Raw genomic sequence first — 15,600 nt, 5'->3', positions numbered from 1 at the left:
GTTTCAGGTGTCTGCGGGGGCTGACGGCTTGCCCCCACCCAACCCTCTCCCGCCCGCGGGGAAGGGCTTCAAACGGCGTCTCGTGTCTGGTTCCCCATGCTTGCTCTGATCCAGCGCGTCAGCGCAGCCGCCGTCCGCGTCGACGGCGACATCGTCGGCCAGACCGGCCCCGGCCTGCTCGCGTTCGTCGGCATCGAGCCGGGCGACGGCGAGGCCCAGGTCGCGCGCATGGCCGATCGGCTGTTCGCCTATCGGGTCTTTTCGGACGATGCCGGCCGCATGAATCTGTCGCTTTCCCAGACGGGCGGCGGCCTGCTGCTGGTCAGCCAGTTCACGCTGGCGGCCGACACCCGTTCGGGCAATCGGCCCGGCTTCAGTACCGCGGCGGTGCCGGAAGAGGCTGAACGGACCTTCGACCGGCTGGTCGCGGCCTGCAGGTCGCGCCATCCGGGGGTGGAAACCGGCCGCTTCGGTGCCCATATGGAAGTCAGCCTGGTCAACGATGGCCCGGTCACCTTCCTGCTCAGGGCATGATCCCGGCCCCGCTGGTGGTATAATTACGGGTTCACTTTTCAGACGGTGCGCCACATGGCGAATGAACGTCCCGCCCAGCAGTCCGACATCAAGATCCTGATCAGCAAGGGTCTGGAGCAGGGCTATCTGACCTATGCCGAGGTCAACGACCACCTGCCCGACGACATGGTCGATCCGGAGCAGATCGAAGACATCATCGGCATGATCAACGGCATGGGCATCGCTGTCCATGAAGTGGCGCCCGATGCGGAAACGCTGCTGCTGGCCGGCGAATCCGGTGGCAACCGCGAAGTCGACGAGACTGCCGCGGAAGAAGCCGCGGCCGCGCTGACCTCGCTCGATACCGAAGGTGGTCGCACCACCGACCCGGTGCGCATGTACATGCGCGAGATGGGCACGGTCGAGCTGCTGACCCGCGAAGGCGAGATCGCGATCGCGAAGCGCATCGAGGAAGGTCTGAACCAGATGATGACCTCGGTGGCCAGCTTCCCGTGGTCGGTGCAGCTGCTGCTCGAAGAATATGAACTGCACAAGGGCGGCAAGAAGCGCCTGGCCGAAGTCGTGGCCGGCTTCAACGACCAGTTGCTCGAAGAGCTGGCGGCCGAGGAAGAAGCGGCCGCGGGCAACGCGCCGGCGGTGGTCGAAGCGGTGGAAGAAGCCGACAGCGACGACGACGATTCCGACGATTCCTCGGACGAGGAAGAGAGCACCGGCCCGACCGGCCCGGACCCGGAAGAAGTCCTGCGTCGCATGGACCTGATGGCCGACCTGTTCAACAAGTTCCAGAAGTCCTACGCCAAGCACGGTGCGACCGCGAAGTCGTCGATCAAGCTGCGCGCCGAGATGGCCGAGGTCTTCATGACCTTCAAGCTGCCGCTGCCGCTGACGGATCTGCTGGTCCGCAAGCTGCGCGAGGTCGTGTCCGAGCTGAAGGACCACGAGCGTCGCATCCTCGATCTGTCCACCCGCGTCGCCAAGATGCCGCGCAAGGATTTCATCCGCGCGTGGGACGGCAACCAGACCAATACGGGCTGGGCGGACGAGATGATCAAGCGCAAGCAGAAGTGGTCGTCCGGCCTGAAGGACGTGCGCGACCAGATCGTCGCCGAGCAGGAAGCCACGCTCGCGATCGAGAAGGCGATGGGCGTGACACTGGGCGATCTCAAGGAGATCAACCGCGCGATGGCCTACGGCGAGGCCAAGGCCCGCAAGGCCAAGAAGGAAATGGTCGAGGCCAACCTGCGCCTGGTGATCTCGATCGCCAAGAAGTACACCAACCGCGGCCTGCAGTTCCTCGACCTGATCCAGGAAGGCAACATCGGCCTGATGAAGGCCGTGGACAAGTTCGAGCACCGTCGCGGCTTCAAGTTCTCGACCTATGCCACGTGGTGGATCCGCCAGGCGATCACGCGTTCTATCGCCGACCAGGCGCGCACGATCCGTATCCCCGTGCACATGATCGAGACGATCAACAAGCTCAACCGCATTTCCCGCCAGATGCTCCAGCAGTACGGCCGCGAGGCCACGCCGGAGGAGTTGGCCAAGGAAATGGACATGCCGGAAGACAAAATCCGCAAGGTCATGAAGATCGCGAAGGAACCGATCTCCATGGAGACCCCGATCGGCGACGACGAGGACTCGCACCTGGGCGACTTCATCGAGGACACCAATGTGGAGTCCCCGATCGACGCGACCACCAACACCAACCTCATGGAGACGGTCCGCGACGTGCTCGCCGGCCTGACCCCGCGCGAGGCCAAGGTGCTGCGCATGCGCTTCGGCATCGACATGAACACCGACCACACCCTCGAGGAAGTCGGCAAGCAGTTCGACGTCACCCGCGAGCGCATCCGCCAGATCGAGGCCAAGGCGCTGCGCAAGCTGCGTCACCCCTCGCGCAGCGAGCAGCTGCGGAGCTTCCTCGACGTCGAGTGAGTCCAGGCTGCACGTGATACGAAAAAGCCCGCCGGAAGGCGGGCTTTTTTATTGGGGCATGTCCGGGGCGAACGTCTGGCGGCTCTCCCTGTTCTCACCCGTCTTTGTAGGAGCGCGCTTGCGCGCGATTGCCTGTTGCGGTTTTTTCTTCGCGCGCAAACGCGCCCCTGCAGATGGGTGTCCAGGCAGCGCCATCCGGTCGAATCAGCTGATGACCGTCGGCGTCGCCGTCCCCACGATCACAACATCGGCCTTGCGGCGGGCGAACAGGCCAACGCTGACCACGCCGGGTATCTGGTTGAGCTGCGCCTCCAGCGCCACCGGGTCGGTGATCGCCAGGCCGTGGATGTCGAGCACCCAGTTGCCGTTGTCGGTCTTCACGCCTTCGCGCCAGACCGGCTGGCCGCCGGTCGTCTCCAGAATCGTGCGGGCGACGAGGCTGCGCGCCATCGGGATCACTTCGATCGGCAGGGGGAACGTGCCCAGCACGGGGACCTGCTTCGCGGGATCGATGATGCAGATGAACTGCTTGCTGGCCTCGGCGATGATCTTCTCGCGCGTCAGCGCCGCGCCGCCGCCCTTGATCAGGTGCCTGCCGGGGTCGCATTCGTCGGCGCCGTCGACGTACAGCGCCAGCGGGCCGGTGGCGTTGAGATCGAGCACGTCGATGCCGTGGCTGCGCAGGCGTTCGGTGCTCTGGTCCGAGCTCGACACTGCGCCGTCGATACGGTGCTTGATGCGCGACAGCGCGTCGATGAAGTAGGCGACGGTCGAACCGGTGCCGACACCGACGATCATGCCGTCTTCCACGTATTCGATCGCCTTCTCGGCGGCCAGGCGCTTGCCTTCGCTCATCGCTTCTTCTCCAGGGACAACAGCAGTTTCCACTGCGCGGACGTGACCGGCAGCACCGACAGGCGCGCGCCCTTGCGGATCAGCGCGAACTCCTCACCGAGGTCTGCGCTGTGCTCGCGGATCTCCGCCAGCGAGATTGGGTGGACCAGCGTGCGCACGTAGCCGACATCGACGAGGAACCAGCGCGGGTTTTCTTCGGTGGCTTTCTCATCGAAGTACTTCGATGACTTCTTGAACTGGCTCGGGTCCGGATACGCGGTGGATGCGACCTCGGCGATGCCGTAGATGCCCGGCACATCGGTGTTCGAGTGATAGAACAGCACGCCGTCTCCGACCTGCATGCCGTCGCGCATGAAATTGCGCGCCTGGTAGTTGCGCACGCCCGTCCAGGGCTCCGTGCCGACGCGGGCCAGGTCGTCGATCGAGAAGTCCTCGGGCTCGGACTTCATCAGCCAGTAGCGCTTGCGGGTGCTCATCGCGTCTCGGTCAGGCGTCTGTGGGCGGGTGGAGAGTGTTTGATTCGGTACAGATCGCGTCGAGCGGCACATCCCACTGTGCGGGGTCGAGCGCATCGACCTGCTGCAGTGCGAACGCGGCGCCCACCAGCAACGGTGGCGCGGACTGCGCGCGGCGGAAACCGAAGCTGCGGTCGTACCAGCCGCCGCCCATGCCCAGCCGATTGCCGCACGCATCGAAACCGACCAGCGGCGCGACGACCAGCCCCATCGCGCTCGCGTCGAGCGCGGAGGCCGGTTCGACGTCGGGTTCGGGAATGCCGAAGCGGTTGGTGACCAGCGGATCGCCGGCGCGCCAGGGCGCGAAACGCAGCACGTCGTCGTGCAGCACCGGCAGGCAGTAGATCAGCCCGGCGGGCAAACGCATCTGGAAGACATGCAGGCCGATCTCGCCATCGCTGGCCCAGTAGCCGGCCACATAGCCCGTCGCGGGCAGCGCGGGCAGCGAGAACAGTTGGGCGGCGAGTCCCTCGGCGGCGGCGATGCGGGCGGGCGCAGGCAGGGCGCGGCGCTGGTCGCGCAGGCGTCGGCGGAGGGCGGTGCGGTCGGTCATGCGGCCGGGCTCGTCGTCGGAAGTGCCGGCGACGCGGCAGGCGGACTCAAAAAATACGTTCTCCGCCGATGCCGATGCAGGCGAAACGACCTTGAACCCGGGGTTCAAGTGGGAACGCTGGGATTCCTTTGGGCTTTCCGCTCGGGGGCGGACTGGCACTCCCGGTTTCCTGACGTCCCCGGTGTCGTTATTAAGGGACAAGGCGAATGTTTTGCACGCTGTCGAACACGGCAGAGAACGCACACGCAGTATAGCCAATCGATCCGCAGGTCGTGTTCCGTTCGTCGGTCGCGACGTGGTGGGCGGCCGCTGGGATTCAGTTGCGTGGAGGCGTCGCGAAGACGCGACCGGCTCAGCGCTGTTCGGCGTCCAGCACGTCCAGCTTGCGGTGCAGCGAGGCCAGCGAATCGGCGACTTCCTTGGAGCCATGCGACTGGCCGTCACCGAGCTGCTGCAGTTCGTGCGCGAGATTCAGGGCCGCGAGGATCGCGATGCGATCGACAGCGGCCATGCGGTTGGCGCCGCGGATCTCGCGCATGCGTGTGTCGAGCAGCTTTGCCGCCGCCATCAGGCTGTCGCGTTCGTCGGGCGTGACACCCACGGTGTACTCGCGGTCCAGCACGCGGACGCTGACGGCTTCTGTCGCGCTCATGTGTGCTGCTCCAGGGACTTGAGGCGCGCGATCATCGCTTCGACCCGCGAACGTGCCTGCTCGTTCTTCGACAGCAGTTGCGCGCGCTCGCCGACGATGGATTCCTGCTGCTGGCGCAGGCTGCGGTTCTCGTCGCTGAGGATGCGCACGCGCTCGATCAGCGCGTCGAGACGGGATGTCAGTCTGTGCAACTCGGCGATGACGTCGGGTTCGGTCATTGCCGCACCATAGGCAGCGCGCCGGTGGCGGTCAAGGCAGCACGGTCTGCGGGGCGCGGGGCGCCAGGAGCAGTCCATCCGGGCGCCAGTTGCGCATGAAGGCCAGGCACTGCAGCGCATCGAGTGGCGGCGAGAGCCAGAAGCCCTGGATCTCGTCGCAGCCACGTTCGGCGAGGAAGCGCATCTGGGCTTCGGTTTCGACGCCCTCCGCCACCACGCGCAGGCCCAGCGAGTGCGCCATGGCGACGATGGTCGGCGTGATCGCCGCGTCCTCGGCGTCGTGGGGCAGGCCGTCGACGAAGGCCTTGTCGATCTTGATCGTGGTGATCGGCAGCCGCTTGAGATAGGCGAGCGACGAATAACCGGTGCCGAAGTCGTCGATCGCCAGCGATACGCCGAGGGAGCGGAATGCCTGCAGGCGTTCCGCGGTCTGTTCCGCATTGGCCATCAGCACGCTCTCGGTGAGCTCGAGTTCGAGCAGATGCGGCGGGATGCCGACGTCGTCGAGCACGCGCCCGACGACACCGACGAAATCGCCGCGCAGCAGTTGCAGCACCGAGACGTTGACCGAGACGTTGAGATCGTCCATGCCGTGCTGGCGCCAGCGCTGCAGCACCAGGCAGGCCTCGCGCAGCACCCATTCGCCGATCTCCAGGATCAGTCCGCTTTCCTCCGCGATCGGCACGAACTCGGCCGGCGGGATGTCGCCGTGTTCCGGGCTCGACCAGCGCAGCAGCGCCTCGACGCCGGTAATGCGCGGTGGCGACAGCGACAGGCGGGGCTGGAACACGAGGCGCAGTTCACCGCGGTCGAGCACCTTGCGCAACGCGCCGGAGATCGTCGCGCGCTGGCGCACCGCGAGGTCCATGTTGTCGTTGTAGCGCATGAACGTGCGGCGCCCGGCGGCCTTGGCCTGGTACATCGCGGTGTCGGCCTGCTTCAGCAGCTCGGTGGGCACCTGGGCGTGGTCGGGGTAGAGGCTGATGCCGATCGACGGCGAGATCGAGACTTCCCGGCGATCGTCGATCAGCAATGGCGCTTCGAACGCGTTGATGATCTCGCGCGCCATATGTTCGGCATCGTCGGGTCGGTCGAGGCCTTCGAGCAGTACAGTGAATTCGTCGCCTCCCAGGCGCGCCACGGTGTGCTGCACGCCGACCGTCTGTTGCAGCCGGGTCGCGGCCGCACGCAGGATGCGGTCGCCCGCGGCGTGGCCAAGCGAATCGTTGACGTCCTTGAAACGGTCCAGGTCGAGGAACAGCAGGGCCAGCCGCGTGTCCTCGCGATGCGCCTTCACGATCGCGCGCGACAGGCGCTCCGACAGCAGCGAGCGGTTCGGCAACCCGGTCAGGGTGTCGAAGTTCGCGAGGTAGCGCAGTTCCTGCTCGGTGCGCTTCTGCTGGGTGATGTCGTTGAACACGCACACGTGCAGCACGCTGGCGTCATCGGCGTCTCGCACCGTGCGCAGTTCCAGCGCGGCCAGCAGTTCTTCTCCATCCTTGCGACGTTGCCAGAGCTCGCCGCTCCAGTGGCCCTGCTCACCGGCCTGCATGCGGATGCGCCGGTAGAACGCGCTGTCGTTCTGGTCGCTGTCGAGCAGGGACGCGCTGCGTCCGAGGATCTCCGCTTCCGCATAGCCGGTCATGCGCAGGAACGCCGGGTTGACCGAGACGTAGCGGAAGTCCGCGTCCAGTACCGCCACCGCCTCGGCCATGCTGCGCAGGATGGTGGCCGCGATCTGCCGCTCGCGCTCGGCTTCGCGGGTTGCCGAGATGTTGAGCGCGGTGCCGGCGATGCGCAGCACGTTGCCGGTCTCGTCGCGCTCGACCGCGCGGCCCCGCACGCGCACCCAGGCCCAGCCGCCAGCGCCGTCGGCGACCCGCAGCTGTGCCTGGAAGCGGCCGGAATCGCCATCGAGATAGCGGCGCAGCGTCTCGCGCGCGAGCGCCATGTCGTCGGGGTGTACGAGGGCATCGACCGGCAGACTGTGCTCGAGCATCCGGCCTTGGCCATGTGACGCATCGTCGAGCAGGCGCCGCAGTTGCCCGCTGCGGACGTTGTAATCCCAGTAGCGCTCACCGGTCGCCCACAAGGCGAGCTGGAGCCTGTCGCTGTGGTCGTTGATCTCCGCGATGTAGGCGTGTTCGCTGCTGCGACGGCGCACCACCATCACCACCAGCAGAACCAGCAACGCGATCAGCACCGCGGCGCCGGGCACGTGCAGCTGGCTGGGTTCGATCACGCGTCGGCACTCCGTGCCGGGGTCGGCGAACGCGAGTGTAGGCACGCGTTCGCCGCCGCAACAAGCGGCGGCGGCGATGGCGCGTGCGCCGTTGGTACACTGACGCACCCCTTCAAGAGCGCCGATCGTGTCCGAAACCCTGCCGAGCCTTGCTGAAATCGACGCCGAGATCCGCCATCTGCAGCTGGCGATGCCGGGCAGCGAGTTGCATGGCGGTCTCAGCGGCTGGCTGGCCGGTGGTGGTCACGATGTGGCCGCCTGGCTGGCGCCGGTGCTGGCGGACGCTGCGTTGCCCGCACCCGCGGCCGGCAGCGCGCTCGACCGCCTCCGCGTGGCGACTGCCCATCAGCTCGAGGACCGCGATTTCGCGTTTGCGCTGTTGATGCCCGAAGACGCGGCGCCCCTGTCGGTGCGCAGCGCCGCGCTGTTCGACTGGTGTCGCGGCTTTCTCGGTGGTTTCGGCCTGGCGTCCGGTGAACGTTCTTCGCTGTCGGAAGAAGGCAAGGAAGCGCTGGCCGATCTGGCGCGTCTGGCCGCGGCACAGCCCGACGCGGACGGTGAGGACGACGCGGTCGAGGAAGATGCGCTCGCCGAGATCGAGGAATTCGTGCGCGTCGCGGTGCTCCTGCTGCACGGCGACGCCGCATTGGGGCCGCGTCACCGCAACCGGCTGAACTGACGTGGCGGGCGCGACCGGCATCACTGCGGCCACTTACCAGAAACGGCGGCGCCAGCTGATGCGGCTGGCGGGCGACAACGCGATCCTGGTGCTGGCGAGTGCACCCGAGCGTGTCCGCAGCCGCGACACCCATCATGCCTACCGCCAGGATTCCGATCTCTGGTATCTCACCGGCTTCGCCGAACCCGACGCGGTGCTCGTGCTGGTGCCGGGGCGCAAGCACGGCGAAGCATTGCTGTTCTGCCGCGAGCGGGATCCGGAGCGGGAAGGCTGGGACGGTCCGCGCGTAGGTCCGGAAGGCGCGATCGAAGCGCTCGGCATGGACGACGCCTATCCGATCGACGATCTCGACGAGATTCTCCCCGGGCTTCTCGAAGGCCGCACGCGGGTCTACTACCACTTCGGCCGCGACACCGAGTTCGACCTGCAGCTGATCGGCTGGCTCAACCGCGTGCGCGCGCAGGTGCGCGTCGGCGCCCAGCCGCCGCACGAATTTCTGGAGCTGGGACATCTGCTCGACGAGATGCGCCTGTTCAAGGATGCCGGCGAGCTCAAGCTGATGCGGCGCGCGGCGAAGATCAGCGTCGACGCCCATGCCGCGGCGATGCGCGCGGCGCGCCCGGGCATCCACGAGTACGCGCTGCAGGCCGAACTCGAATACGAGTTCCGTCGCCACGATGCGAGTTCCGCGTACGAGAGCATCGTTGGCGCCGGCGCCAACGCCTGTGTGCTGCACTACCGCGCCAACAATGCGCAGGCGCGCGACGGTGATCTGGTGCTGATCGATGCCGGCGCCGAGTATCGCGGTTACGCCGCCGACATCACCCGCACGTTCCCGGTCAACGGCCGCTTCTCGCCTGCGCAGCGCGCGCTGCACGAAGTCGTCGAATCCGCGCAGCAGGCCGCGCTTGCCCAGGCGCGGCCGGGCGTCGCTTACGAAGCCGGCCACGATGCGGCGGTCGAAGCGCTGACAGAAGGCCTGCTGCGCCTCGGACTGCTGAAGGGCAAGCTCGCCGCCCGTATCGCCGACGGCAGCTACAAGCGCTTCTATCGCCACAAGACCGGACACTGGATCGGCCTCGACGTGCACGACGTCGGCGATTACCGCATCGAAGGCGAGTCGCGTCTGCTCGAGCCCGGCATGGTGTTCACGATCGAGCCCGGCCTGTACGTGTCTGCCGACGACACGACGGTGGATGCGAAATGGCGCGGCATCGGCATCCGCACGGAGGACGACGTGCTGGTCACGAAGACCGGCCACGAAGTACTGACGACGGGCCTGGCACGCACGGCCGACGAGATCGAGGAATTCATGGCGCGCAGGTGAGCGCGCGTGTCCTGTCCGCAGCGCGTATGGCGCGCGCTGCGTCTTCGGGTGTCGGCGGGCGCTTTGAGGTGTCCGTCGTGATCAGGCCGCCGCGGTCTCTGCCGCCCACGCATTGCGCGTGAGGTTTTCGGGCGCGTCGTCGGTGCAGACCACATCGTCCTCGATGCGGATGCCGCCATAGGGGCGGAAGGTGTCGACGCGATCCCAGTCGATGCTGTCGCCATGTCCGGCGGCCTTCAGGTCCTCGAGCAGCATGTCGACGATGTACACACCCGGCTCGATGGTCACGACCATGCCCGGCTCCAGCACGCGGGTCAGGCGGAGAAACGGATGGCCGTCCGGCTTGGCGATGATGCCGCCGGTCTCCGAAGCCGCGAATCCGGCTACGTCGTGGACCTGCAGGCCGATGCCGTGGCCGAGGCCGTGCGGGAAGAACGCGGCGCTGACGCCGGTCGCGAGGGCGGCTTCCGGCGACACCTTGATCAGACCGAAATCGCGCAGCACGCCGGCGAGGGCGAGGTGCGCGTCGAGATGCAGTTGCTTGTAGTCCGCGCCGCTGCGCACCTGCGCGACCATCGCCTGCTGCGCGGCATCGACCGCGTCGATCATCGCCTGGAACTCGCTGCCGGTATCGGTGGCGTAGGTCCGGGTGATGTCGGCGGCGTAACCGGCATGGCCGGCGCCGGCGTCGATCAGGAAGCTGCGCACCGGATCGGGCGGCAGGCGGCCGAGTTCGGTGTAGTGCAGCACCGCCGCGTGTTCGTTGAGCGCGACGATGTTGCCGTAGGGCAGTTCGTTCGCGTCCTGGCCGGCCGCCTGGCAATACGCCAGATGGATACCGAACTCGCTGGCGCCGGCGCGGAACGCACGCTCGGCCGCCGTATGCGCGCGCACCGCGCGACGCGAGGCCTCGCGCAGCATCGACAATTCGTAAGGCGTCTTGAACGCGCGGTGGTAGTCGAGATGGTCGACGACCGCCTGCGGATTGTTCGGCTTGTAGGCGCCGTAATGCCCCAACGCACTCTGCGGCTCACCCAGGATCGCGCAACGCGCCGCATTCTTGGGCAGATGCTGCTGCGCGTCTTCGGGCTTGCGGATCACGACGATGTCGAAGTGTTCAACCCAGTATCCGGACGGCGCTTCGGGCACGACATGCCAGTAGTCGCGCGGCTGCAGATAGACCAGCTTCGGTCGCGCGCCGGGTGTGATCACCAGCCAGCTACCCGGATTGCGCGTCAATGGCACCCACGCCTTGAACTGCGGATTCACCGCGTAGGGGTAATCGCGGTCGTCGAACACCTGGTAGTGCAGCGTGCCGCTGGGAATGACGAGGTGGTCCAGACCGGCGCGCTCGAGCGCGGTCGCGGCGCGCGCCTGCAGCGTCGCGAGGTGGTCGGCGTAGAGATTGGCGGCGGACGGTGCAGGCGTGGACATCTTGATCCCGGGGCGACGAGTGGATCGGTCTATTCTGCCGTATCGACGCAGGGGTGGTGTTCTGCGCGCTCGTCGAGTGCATGTGCTCGTGGCCGGGGGTAAGCCGCGTGGCCGCTGGCTGGGATTTTTGCTTTTGCTGGGCGAGGTCGCGACGTCGTCCCGCTGACTGCAGACCCGTAGGGCGCCGCACAAGGATGTGCGGCGTTTTTCGACCGAGCCAGGATGGCGAGTCGGAAAATCCCGGAACAAGTGACACGCCGGGTGAGCTTCGTCGGGGCTGGCCCTTTTCTTTGGTTCGGTTTCTTTTGGGCCAGCAAAAGAAATGAACCCGCTCGCCGCAAGGCGAGTGGAAGCGTTTGACGTTGGCTTCTCCTGTCAAATGCAAACGCACAGGCGTATATCAAACGCTTTCGTCCGCTGACGCGGCCGAGTTCATTTCTTTTGGTTGACGCCCACGCACGCAGTGCGAACGGCAAAGCCGGCCCCGAAGGGGCGAGCATCGCAGATGCGAGTCGAAGAAACGGAACCAAAGAAAAACGTCTCCCCCGACACGTCCGAAGCCCGCGGCTTCGTGTGCAACGGGATTTTCCGACTCGACATCCTGCCTCGTTCGGAAAACGCCGCACGTCCGGTGCGGCGCCCTCCGGGTCTGCAAGTCTCCGTGCGGCGTCTCGACGATCAAAAGCAGACGCCGAACGTCAGGCGTAATGACTCCCCGGCGCGTTGACCCACCCCTGCAGCCGATGCGCCAACGACGGTGTGGTCGCGATGAAGCGGAAACCCGCCCAGCTGGCGCCGGCCAGGGTGGCCTCGTCGAGCCACAGCAGATGCGCGCCGATCTCGACCGGTGCGTCAGGCGCATCAGGCAAAGTAAAGGTGAACTGGTACAGCGCGTCTTCGACGAAGGGTTCGCTGGCGATCAGCAGCATGCCGGTCTCCGACAGGTTGCCGACACGGCCGACAACGCGGGCGGTCATCGCGTCCGTCACCAGAATGACGTCGGGTGCCTTGCGGCGCTTCGCACGGCGGAATTCCTGGTTCATGCGGTCGCCTCCGGTGCGCGGTGGTCGCTGCGTCCGGCGAAGCTGCGCAGGGCGCCCATCGCGGCCTGCCAGGCACGGTCGACCAGATGACCGCGGTCGGCGGTGACCACGCGGGCATTGCCGGTGGCCATCAGGCGCGCGACGGCGTCGAGCGACTGTTCACCGGCGCGCTGGCCGCGCTGGTTGACGAACAGCACGTGGTCGGTGATCGGGCTGTACCAGGACATGCGCCGGCGCACGATGTCGCCCTGCTGGTTGGTGGTGAATTCGATCCATGTGCCGAACGGCAATGTGCGCAGGTGGTCGTACTGCGCCTGTTCTTCCGGCGTGCGCGCGGGTGGCTTTTCGCGACGCGCGGTGCCGGCTTCTTCGCCCAGGCGTGCGCGCGCCTTGAGCTTCATCGCCAGCTCGGTGCGGGATGCGGCATCGTCTTCGTCGCTGCGATGGCTGGTCAGGCGCTTGGCGATCACCGTCGCCTCTTCGCCGTGGTAGCCGACCTGTCCGAGTGCGGATTCGACGTCCGACTGCAAGGCCTCGTCGGCGCAGGGCACGGTATCGAGCGATGCCTCGACGATCCGACGCGTCATTGCCAGCTGGTGGTCGGCCTCTTGCGAGGTTTCGCCGTGACGCAGCAGGGTCAGCGTGAGCACGTCGGCCCAGGCCTGGTCGAGCAGCGCACGCGAAAACCGGGGCAGGCGGCGGTCGCCGACGATGCCCTGCATCAGTTCGTCGGCGCGTGCACGCGCCGCCACCATTTTCTCGCGGCCGCGTGCGGCCTCGACGTGGCGACGTTCCTGCAGTTCCGCGGTGCGTGCCTGGGTCTGCAGCTGCGCCTGGACACGTGCATTGCCTTCGGCGAACACGGCCATGTCGCCTTCGTAGTTGCCGACCACGAAGGCGACTGCGGCGCGCAGCGCAGCCTGTACGCGGGGATCGAAAGCGGTGTCGTCGTGCCAGTTGGCCGCGCTTTCGGCGACGGTGTTGAGCAACTGTCGCGCCGGGTGACGCTGGCGGGTGAAGAAGGAGTGGTCCTGCAGGGCCGCACGCAGCACCGGGATCTGCAGTTCGCGCACCAATGGCGCCGCCGGGGCCTCACTGCGGATTTCCTGTTCGATATGCCCGTAGAGCATGCCGAGCAGTTCGAATGCGTCCTCGTCTTCCGGCGCCAGGCTCGCGCCCTCTCCACTGCGCTGACGCGCCTGCGCCAGCAGCGAACGCTTGATCTCGACCAGGCTGCGTCCGCCGCTCTGCGGGGGCTGGTGCTGAAGCTGGCGCAGCGCGTCCGACACCTCGCTGGTGGCCAGCTGGCGCCGCGGCAGCGGCGCGTCACCACGCGGCTGGAACTTGCGCAGCAGCTCGCGCCGGCCGGACATCAGCGCCTGCAGGCGTGCGTAGGCGACCTCATGTGACTGCGCGTCGTCCGCCCCGTCGTCAGCGGCCTCGGGCTCGCCCCAGGCCGTGTAGGGACGCTGCGCGTCGTCCACCTGCGGGCGCGGAATCTCGAGTGTGTCGGCAGTCCGTGCCATGGGGTGTGCTTCCTTGGTGTCGACGGGCTCGGCCCGCGCGCGCATCGGCACGAAGGTCAGCGCGGGGAGGATGCCATCGTCGGCGAGTTGCGCGTCCAGCCGCTCCAGAACGCGGGCATAGCCGGGCATCACGACACGATCGAACATGCGGTAGAGCAACAGACGCGCGTCGTGTTCGATCTCCAGTGCCCGGGCAGCGGACGCGATCGCACGACACAGACACTGCGGACCCAGCGGCAGGCGTTCGGCATCGAACGCAGGCGCGGCGGCGAGCACGCCGAAGCGCTGGCCCAGCAGATGCAGCGACAGGTTTGCGCGGCCTTCCTGGCGACTGGCGATCTCGCGCAGCACCGTGCCCTCGTCCATGACCGTGTCCTCGACCAGGCTCAGTGGACCGAAGGAGCCGATGTCCAGCGGCGCCGGCGGCGGTGGCGGTGCGGGCGTGCGCACTGCCGCGATCGAGCCTTCAAGCGCGAGCAGGAACCGCGGCACGAGGTCGGCGCGATTGGCGCGGAACGCGCGCAGCGTGGCCATGTAGCCCGATTCCAGACCCGGATTGCGCGCATGGTCGGCAAGCCGGAACACCTCCTGCTCGAACTCGGACACGAGGTTGGAGAGGCCGCCGTCGAGTTCGGTCGAGACCAGCGAAAGCGCACGCTCGAGCGTGCGGCGCACGCGCGGCGGCAGGCCGGCCGCCGCGAGCGAGCGGGGCGGTTGGGGGACGTGTGCGGTCGCAGGCATTCCGGTTGCCGGGCTGAGCATGAGATCGCACTCTTTAACATGCGCGCGAGGCCTTCACCACAGTGACTTGAATACGGGCAGCCGACGGCGCGCGGGCGAGGCTTCCAATGCGCATCAACGCAGGATCGGGCGTGCAGCGGCCAGCTGCCTGTTGCGGTGCGGCAGAGGCCTGCGCGCGGGCTTCAGTCTTCGAGAAACAGGGAGACGACGTCGTTGGTGAAGCGGCGGCCCAGCTCGGTCGGCAGGAGACGGTCGCCGTCGCGTTGCAGCCAGCCCCGATCAATCGCGACCGCAAGCGGCGCGTCGATCTGCGCGGCTGTCATGCCGGTCGAGGCCTCGAAGGCGGACAGCGTGAAGCCGTCGACCAGCCGCAGCGCGTTGAGCATGAACTCGAACGGGCGACGCGCCGGCGCGATGCGTTCGTCCCCGCCGATGCCGGCGGGTGTGCCGGCGCCCGCGAGCCACGCCACCGGATGCTTGGCTTTCCAGCGGCGCAGGATCGTCTGCTCGCTGCCCAGCGTGAGCTTGCCGTGCGCGCCGGCGCCGATGCCGAGGTAGTCGCCGAAGCGCCAGTAGTTGAGGTTGTGTGCGCACTGCCGACCCGCGCGCGCGTAGGCGGAGACTTCGTACTGCGCATAGCCGGCATCGGCCAGCAGCGCCTGGCAGTGCTCCTGCATGTCCCAGGCGAGATCGTCGTCGGGAATGCCGGTCGGCGGGCGCGCGGCGAACACCGTGTTGGGTTCCAGCGTGAGCTGGTAGTGCGAGATATGCGTCGGCGCGAGGGCGATCGCGCGCAGTACATCGGCCTCGGCCATTGCCAGCGTTTGGTCGGGCAGGGCGTACATCAGGTCGAGATTGAAATTGTCGAAGCCGGCGTTGCGCGCCAACGCGACGGCGGCAGCCGCCTGCGCGCTGTCGTGGATGCGGCCGAGTTTCCTGAGCGTGGCGTCATCGAAGGTCTGGATGCCGAAGCTGATCCGGTTCACGCCGGCGCGCCGGTAATCCTCGAAACGGCCGTGCTCGGCGGTGCCGGGGTTCGTCTCCAGCGTGATCTCGGCCTGGGGCGCGAAGCGCAGCCGCGAAGACGCGCCCTGCAGGATGCGTTCGATCGCATCGGCCGGGAACAGGCTCGGCGTACCGCCGCCGAAGAACACGCTGTGCACGGTGCGGCCCCAGACCAGCGGCAGATCCTGGTCGAGATCGGCCAGCAGCGCATCGACGTAGGTGTCGAACGGCGGCGTGCCGCCCCTGAACTCGTGCGAGTTGAAATCACAGTACGGGCATTTGCGCACGCACCAGGGCAGGTGCACGTACAGCGACAGGGGTGGCGGGATCAGCATCGGGAA

The 15,600-nt window shown here is 67.3% G+C and carries 14 protein-coding genes and 1 other RNA gene; 4 read left to right on the top strand and 11 right to left on the bottom strand.

Features of this window, described 5'->3' with window-relative positions; all coding sequences use genetic code 11:
• The first annotated feature begins 96 nt into the window (after positions 1 to 96).
• Both dtd and rpoD read left to right on the top strand, forming a co-directional pair.
• Positions 97 to 534 carry a D-aminoacyl-tRNA deacylase gene (dtd, locus tag AC3IRM_RS13550; protein WP_489203608.1) on the top strand — a complete coding sequence of 146 codons (438 nt, stop codon included), beginning with the start codon at positions 97 to 99 and terminating at the stop codon, positions 532 to 534.
• A gap of 54 nt (positions 535 to 588) precedes the next feature.
• Positions 589 to 2,469, top strand: coding sequence for an RNA polymerase sigma factor RpoD (rpoD, locus tag AC3IRM_RS13545; protein WP_489203607.1), 1,881 nt, complete (start codon positions 589 to 591; stop codon positions 2,467 to 2,469).
• A gap of 204 nt (positions 2,470 to 2,673) precedes the next feature.
• On the opposite strand, the gene rpiA is transcribed toward rpoD, so the two are convergent.
• From rpiA to AC3IRM_RS13510, 7 genes are all read right to left on the bottom strand, one after another.
• Positions 2,674 to 3,324 carry a ribose-5-phosphate isomerase RpiA gene (gene rpiA / locus AC3IRM_RS13540; protein ID WP_489203606.1) on the bottom strand — a complete coding sequence of 217 codons (651 nt, stop codon included), beginning with the start codon at positions 3,322 to 3,324 and terminating at the stop codon, positions 2,674 to 2,676.
• Complete coding sequence (locus tag AC3IRM_RS13535; RefSeq protein ID WP_489203605.1) at positions 3,321 to 3,800, bottom strand: EVE domain-containing protein; 480 nt, start codon at positions 3,798 to 3,800, stop codon at positions 3,321 to 3,323. The genes rpiA and AC3IRM_RS13535 overlap by 4 nt, the downstream gene beginning before the upstream one ends.
• A 10-nt stretch (positions 3,801 to 3,810) precedes the next feature.
• Positions 3,811 to 4,392 (bottom strand): 5-formyltetrahydrofolate cyclo-ligase, encoded by a 582-nt coding sequence (locus AC3IRM_RS13530; RefSeq protein WP_489203604.1) that lies wholly within the window; start codon positions 4,390 to 4,392, stop codon positions 3,811 to 3,813.
• A gap of 55 nt (positions 4,393 to 4,447) precedes the next feature.
• Positions 4,448 to 4,632: non-coding RNA, 6S RNA (ssrS, locus tag AC3IRM_RS13525), on the bottom strand.
• A gap of 112 nt (positions 4,633 to 4,744) precedes the next feature.
• Positions 4,745 to 5,044, bottom strand: coding sequence for a cell division protein ZapA (locus tag AC3IRM_RS13520; protein ID WP_489203603.1), 300 nt, complete (start codon positions 5,042 to 5,044; stop codon positions 4,745 to 4,747).
• Complete coding sequence (locus tag AC3IRM_RS13515; protein ID WP_489203602.1) at positions 5,041 to 5,262, bottom strand: TIGR02449 family protein; 222 nt, start codon at positions 5,260 to 5,262, stop codon at positions 5,041 to 5,043. Before AC3IRM_RS13515 ends, AC3IRM_RS13520 begins: the two co-directional genes overlap by 4 nt.
• A 31-nt stretch (positions 5,263 to 5,293) precedes the next feature.
• Complete coding sequence (locus AC3IRM_RS13510) at positions 5,294 to 7,504, bottom strand: putative bifunctional diguanylate cyclase/phosphodiesterase (RefSeq protein WP_489203601.1); 2,211 nt, start codon at positions 7,502 to 7,504, stop codon at positions 5,294 to 5,296.
• 190 nt (positions 7,505 to 7,694) lie between these two features.
• Between AC3IRM_RS13510 and AC3IRM_RS13505 the strand changes: the two genes are divergently transcribed.
• Complete coding sequence (locus AC3IRM_RS13505) at positions 7,695 to 8,183, top strand: UPF0149 family protein (RefSeq protein ID WP_489205928.1); 489 nt, start codon at positions 7,695 to 7,697, stop codon at positions 8,181 to 8,183.
• Position 8,184: 1 nt separating this feature from the next.
• A complete protein-coding gene (locus tag AC3IRM_RS13500) occupies positions 8,185 to 9,510 on the top strand; it encodes an aminopeptidase P N-terminal domain-containing protein (protein ID WP_489203600.1) in 1,326 nt (441 codons plus the stop codon).
• A gap of 81 nt (positions 9,511 to 9,591) precedes the next feature.
• Here AC3IRM_RS13500 and pepQ read toward each other — a convergent pair whose 3' ends face one another.
• The 4 genes from pepQ to hemW form a co-directional block, all read right to left on the bottom strand.
• Positions 9,592 to 10,944: a Xaa-Pro dipeptidase gene (gene pepQ / locus AC3IRM_RS13495; RefSeq protein ID WP_489203599.1), complete on the bottom strand. Its 1,353-nt coding sequence runs from the start codon at positions 10,942 to 10,944 to the stop codon at positions 9,592 to 9,594.
• A gap of 698 nt (positions 10,945 to 11,642) precedes the next feature.
• Positions 11,643 to 11,987, bottom strand: a complete 345-nt coding sequence (locus AC3IRM_RS13490; protein ID WP_489203598.1) for a PilZ domain-containing protein — start codon at positions 11,985 to 11,987, stop codon at positions 11,643 to 11,645.
• Positions 11,984 to 14,254, bottom strand: a complete 2,271-nt coding sequence (locus AC3IRM_RS13485; protein ID WP_489203597.1) for a DUF1631 family protein — start codon at positions 14,252 to 14,254, stop codon at positions 11,984 to 11,986. The genes AC3IRM_RS13490 and AC3IRM_RS13485 overlap by 4 nt, the downstream gene beginning before the upstream one ends.
• Before the next feature lie 182 nt (positions 14,255 to 14,436).
• Entirely contained in the window at positions 14,437 to 15,594 is a 1,158-nt protein-coding gene (gene hemW, locus AC3IRM_RS13480) for a radical SAM family heme chaperone HemW (protein ID WP_489203596.1), read from the bottom strand.
• Between the last annotated feature and the right edge of the window lie 6 nt (positions 15,595 to 15,600).

This window comes from Luteimonas sp. KH_071 (assembly GCF_057838005.1).
The sequence above is the reverse complement of the archived record's forward strand: the minus strand, read 5'-3'. Positions and strand labels throughout refer to the sequence as shown.